The 4,607-nt window shown below is 71.0% G+C and carries 5 protein-coding genes and 1 pseudogene; 4 read left to right on the forward strand and 2 right to left on the reverse strand.

The annotated features are described in order from the left end of the window. A pseudogene (locus D3105_RS32425) lies at positions 1-556 on the reverse strand (DNA-binding protein); the annotation flags it as partial. Between the two features lie 188 nt (positions 557-744). Between D3105_RS32425 and D3105_RS32430 the strand changes: the two are divergent. From D3105_RS32430 to D3105_RS32440, 4 genes are all read left to right on the forward strand, one after another. After that, on the forward strand, positions 745-1,353 hold the full coding sequence (locus D3105_RS32430; RefSeq protein WP_123947599.1) for a hypothetical protein: 609 nt from the start codon (positions 745-747) through the stop codon (positions 1,351-1,353). Beyond that, the gene (locus D3105_RS32435; RefSeq protein ID WP_118906417.1) at positions 1,347-2,771 is read left to right on the forward strand and encodes a hypothetical protein; all 1,425 of its coding nucleotides are present in this window, start codon (positions 1,347-1,349) and stop codon (positions 2,769-2,771) included. The genes D3105_RS32430 and D3105_RS32435 overlap by 7 nt, the downstream gene beginning before the upstream one ends. Positions 2,772-2,993: 222 nt before the next feature. Further along, positions 2,994-3,500: a hypothetical protein gene (locus D3105_RS34380; RefSeq protein ID WP_123947600.1), complete on the forward strand. Its 507-nt coding sequence runs from the start codon at positions 2,994-2,996 to the stop codon at positions 3,498-3,500. 40 nt (positions 3,501-3,540) lie between these two features. After that, positions 3,541-3,945: a hypothetical protein gene (locus tag D3105_RS32440; protein WP_118906418.1), complete on the forward strand. Its 405-nt coding sequence runs from the start codon at positions 3,541-3,543 to the stop codon at positions 3,943-3,945. A 295-nt stretch (positions 3,946-4,240) separates the two neighbouring features. Here the strand turns inward: D3105_RS32440 and D3105_RS36145 are convergent, their stop codons facing one another. Next, the gene (locus tag D3105_RS36145) at positions 4,241-4,561 is read right to left on the reverse strand and encodes a helix-turn-helix transcriptional regulator (RefSeq protein WP_118906419.1); all 321 of its coding nucleotides are present in this window, start codon (positions 4,559-4,561) and stop codon (positions 4,241-4,243) included. Positions 4,562-4,607: the final 46 nt, after the last annotated feature.

A 4,607-nucleotide genomic window follows, 5' to 3' on the forward strand; every position in this document is an offset into this window, starting at 1 on the left:
CAGCCACCACCCCCGCCCACCGCCGCTGCGCCGCGACCACCTCCGGCAGACGCCGCACATCCAGATACTCGTGAGGCTGGTCGGCATCCGCATCAAGGAGCCACCGCCCGTGCCGGACACACACACGGTCCCACCGCGGGGCGTACAGCACCGCCCGCCCAGCCGCCCCCGTACGCCGGGCCGTGCACAGACGACAGCCGAACGCCACCGGCCCTGCGACCGCACCACCGGTCCGCCACGCCGCCGCCGGCTCCCCGGCATCCGCAGCCGGCAGCCTGGCATCCTCCCGCCCCCAGGACGGCAACGCCCGCGCCAGCACATCCTCCTCCACGCCGCACAGGCCTGCCAGGAGCTGCCGCCCCGCCGTGTTCAACAGCACCTCGGCGTCTGCCCGCCCGCCCCCGCCGTCGTGCCGAGGCTGGTGGCTGCGCCACTTCCAGCAGGACCGCAACGCCGTCGCTTCGAGCCCGTAGCGGCCGGCGATGCGGCAGATCAGCGACGACGTCGTCTCTCCGCACAGGGGAGCGGTACGCAGAAGGCCGGGAGGAAGGATCACTCCACCACGGTCTCGTGTCCACCGATCAAAGAGGGCGTCTTCGCGGCAGTTCCTTCCATCCCGCGGCCGTCCTTGGCTCACTTCCTCAGGGCCGCAGTTGCCCCGTCCTGAAGCCAACGGCCGCAACGCGACGGGAGATTAGCCCGTTCGAGCACACCGTGATGATCCGATCGCACTAAGCTACGCCTGTGGTGGTTGGCGAAGACGCTCAGGTGAAGGGCTTCTCAGGGGCTCGAAGAGCCAAGCAGTGGCTCGAGGGCACGATGCGCATCTTCGGCGCGTACGCGAACACGGACTCGGAGTCCTGCGGCCGTCGGCTGACCCTCGCCTGGCCGTACGGGGGCCGGACCTTCTCCTTCGATCTGGGCGGCGCCATGCGCGGCGATCCCTACCAGAACGACATGTTCTGCGCGGAGGTCAAGAACTACGCGCAACCCAGCGACCAGGGAACGCAGTTCGACGAGTTCCTCGCCAAGTGCTACGTGGCCGCCCAGGCCCAGCACCATCTCAGCGACCACTTCATGTGGATCACCTGGGCACCGTTCCGGGCGAACTCCTGGTCCACCCTCAACTCGCCTGGCCAGGTGGAGAGCGCAGTCCTTCAGCACAGCAGCCGCGTTTTCGGCACCAGCGACACCCAGGAAGCCCGAAAACTCCTGGACAGCGAACTCGCCCAGTCGGTCGCCGCACGCCTGTGGCTGATCGTCCTCTCGGACAAGCAGGAAACTCTCCTGCCGCTCAAGGACTGGGCAGCCATCGTCGCCGCCGAACTCACCCGCAGAGAGGGCTCGTGGTGAACCTCGTCGAACAATCGATCTCCCAGGCCATGGACGAGCCCGACGACCGGATGATGTTCACCCAGGTCAAGGACATCGTCGCCCGGCACCTGCGCCGCATGGACCCCGGCGCCACCGTCACCAAAACCGAATTCTTCAACCACACCCACGTCCCCGACATGGTCCTGGAATGGCCCGGCCGACCCCGCACACCCCGCCGGTTCATCTACCTGCGCACCACATCGGACCAGCGCGAACTAGAGGACGACCTGCAACGCCTTCCCCGTGCCGACCGGCCGGTGCTTCTCGCGCTCGGTCAACTGTCCTCCACCCGGCAACAAGGAAACCTCCCCCCACTACCCGGCAGCAGCACCTCGCTCCTCCTCGACACTTCCGCGCTCGGCGCACTCCAGTCGGCCGACAACTCTCCCGGCATCCCTCAACTGGTGTCCCGCTCCGTCCTCGAAGGCGGCCGCGGCACCCTCGACAGACCGGCCACCGAGGAATTCCTGAACACAGTCGTCCAGGGAGCGGAAGCCGCCCGCGCGGGAGAACGCGTTCCCACCCGCGTTGCTGTCGACGCCCTCACCGCACGCATGACCACCGACGTCGCCGACCGGATGTCAGCCTTCCTCGCCGCGCTCTGGCAGGGCGGCGGATCCACGCTCGCCAGCTTCCCCGCACCTCAGCGAGGCGTCGGCCACCTCGACGAGACAGCCCTGATGTACCTGCTGGAATCCGAGGACATCACCGACACCGCGTTCTGGAACCGGGTCGTCCGCATGATCAGCCTCCCCACCCTGCTGCGCACCCCGGCTGCAGGCACCGGCAATCTCCAGTACCTCATGCGTGAGGCGATCCGGCTCTGGACCAGCCGCGTCTGCATGATCGTGCCCGGCGTGGCAGACGCGGACATCAGCCCGTGGCGCTGGACAGTGAAGGATGCCCAGCTGATCCTGCAGACCCCACGCTTCCACGTGCTGGTCGCCCAGTCCCAGCGCCAGCTCCCGTCCGGCCAGGAACACGACCTGCCCCGCCTCGACGAAGTGAGGAACAGGGCCGACCGCTTCGGCATCCCATTGACCTCTCTGCGCATGGTCGTGACGGACCGCCACGTCGGCTACGGCGGACCCGGCGACGACATCTCCCACGACACCCGACTCGACGGCATCAGCGACGCACTGGGACAGGCCGAGGGAGTCATCGAGGCCGAAGCCCGCATCCTCTCCGGCGAGACCCTCCAGTGCATGTTCGCCACCGGGATCGCCAGCGCCCGCGGCGCACGTACCCAGGTACCGCTGGACGCCCTCCTCGGAACAACGACGCGCCTGCTCTCCGATCTCTCAAATGATGAAGCCGAGAAGATCACCCAGCTTCTCGGTGCCCAAGGTCCACCTCCCGACCAGCCATGGAGCCAGCCCAGCTTGGACGACGTATAGCGCTTGCGTGGGGCCGCCAGCAGCGCTGTGGGCGCTGACAGAACCCGGTGAGGGTGGGTAACGGCATCCTCCAAGAAGCTGACCGTCAGCCCGCGCAGAAACTCCAGCGTCGGCCCCGTAAGGCGCTGCGCCTCGTCCAGTACCAGCATGCGGGGCTTTTTTCGTAGCGGTGGTGGACCGCCGGATGCTGGAGCGGGCCTGCGTACGGCTCATGGGGCCGCTGTGACCGGCCTGGCCGGGCCGGGAGAGGGTGCGCTCGCCGGATACGAGGTCTGGCTGCGCCACAAGCACGGAGGTGGCCTCTCCAAGGCGACCGAGGAGGAACGCTTGCCCATGAGGAAGGCCCCCCGCGGCTACACCGTCGAGGAGGCGCTCGCCCTCCCGGCGAAGTGGGCGGCCGAGGCGGCGGAGCGCCAGGAGAAGGAGGCGGAGCGCCAGCGGGCGAAGGCGGAGCAGAAGCGGCTGCGGCGCAAGGCGGACCGCATCGCGACCCTGACGGATGAGGCCGACGTCGAGGAGGCTGGGCACCAGGTGACCGCCCGCACTGGCATGGCGCGGGCGCAGGCGGAGGCCGGCCGTCAAGGCGGAGGCGGAGGCGGAGGCCAGGGCGGCAGCGGCGAAGGCGCAGGCGGAGCAGCACCGTCGGACGGCGGAGCGCCAGGCCGTCGAGGAGACGGCGGCGCTGGAGTCGGCGGAGGCGGCGGCGGCGAAGCGCCGCGCGGCCGATGACCTCCTGGAGGCGGAGCGAGCACAGGAGGCGGCTCTCCGGGTGCGGAACGAGAACGCCCGCATCGCGCTGGAGGCGGAGCGGCGCGAGCAGCAGGCGGAGCGGATCGCCACCGACCGTGCCGCAGCCACGGTCAAGGCGGCGCAGGACGAGAAGAACGCGGCCCTTATCGCGCTGGAGGCGGCCCGGTTGCGCGAGGAGGCCGCCCGCGTCGAGGCCGCCGCCGTCGAGGCCGAGGACGTCGCCCGGCTCTCCCCCCGCGAGCGCAACGAGCGGCGCGTGGCCCGGATGCTCCTGGAAGCGGCCGAGTCCGAGGCCGGGATCACCCTGGAGGCGGTGCCGCTGGCCGACATCCAGTCGGAGCTCGGCTTCGGACGCACCACCGCCTCCGAGATGCGCGCGGCGGCGCTCACCCTGCTCCAGGACGGCTACCGCCCCACCGCTTGACCCCGCACCACATGCCGGAGGGCGGCACTCGATCACCGGGTGCCGCCCTCCGGCACGTCCAGGGTCAGTTGCGCCGCCACCACCGCCGCCGCTCCCCGCCGGCCGCCCACCGCCCGCCTGCCCCGGAACGGACGGCCCCAACTCCGGCCGCTCCGGCGCGGGCATCAGCGCCCGCACCGTCTGCTGCAAGTCCGCGATATGCCCGGCCTGCGCAGCAAGCTGCTCCGCCCGGACACCGAGCTGCGCCCGCAGATGACCCGCCTCCGCCTCGACCAGCAGACGCCCGTGCTCCGCCTCAGCCACCGCCAGGGCGCGCTCGTGCCGTACCCGCTCCAGCTCGGCCCGCAGCACGGCCACGTCGTCGTCCTGGCCGTGCCCGGTGACTGCCGGTCCCGGCCGCCGAATCCGCGGCGGGTACGTCGGGGGAGTCAGGGCCGGCGGGGGCGTTCAGCCGGAACCCGGCGGCCAGCAGATCCCCCACCGGGATCAGCCACCCCCGCGCCTCGTCCTGCACCGCCCCGGGCAAATCCCCTGCATCACGGCGTCGGCGGATCGTCGTACGGCTCACACCGCACGCGGTGGCAGCCTCCCGCTGGGTCAGCATCGGACGCGTCATCCCCCCATCCTCCCCGCCCCGGCCAGCACCGCCCGCCGCGCCCGCC

The sequence above is a fragment of the Streptomyces globisporus genome (genome assembly GCF_003501885.1).
Taxonomy (GTDB): Bacteria; Actinomycetota; Actinomycetes; order Streptomycetales; family Streptomycetaceae; genus Streptomyces; species Streptomyces globisporus_D.

Excerpts from the sequence above, each read along its gene's own strand:
- D3105_RS36145 (WP_118906419.1), bottom strand. The coding sequence starts at position 4,561 with ATGACGCGTCCGATGCTGACCCAGCGGGAGGCTGCCACCGCGTGCGGT.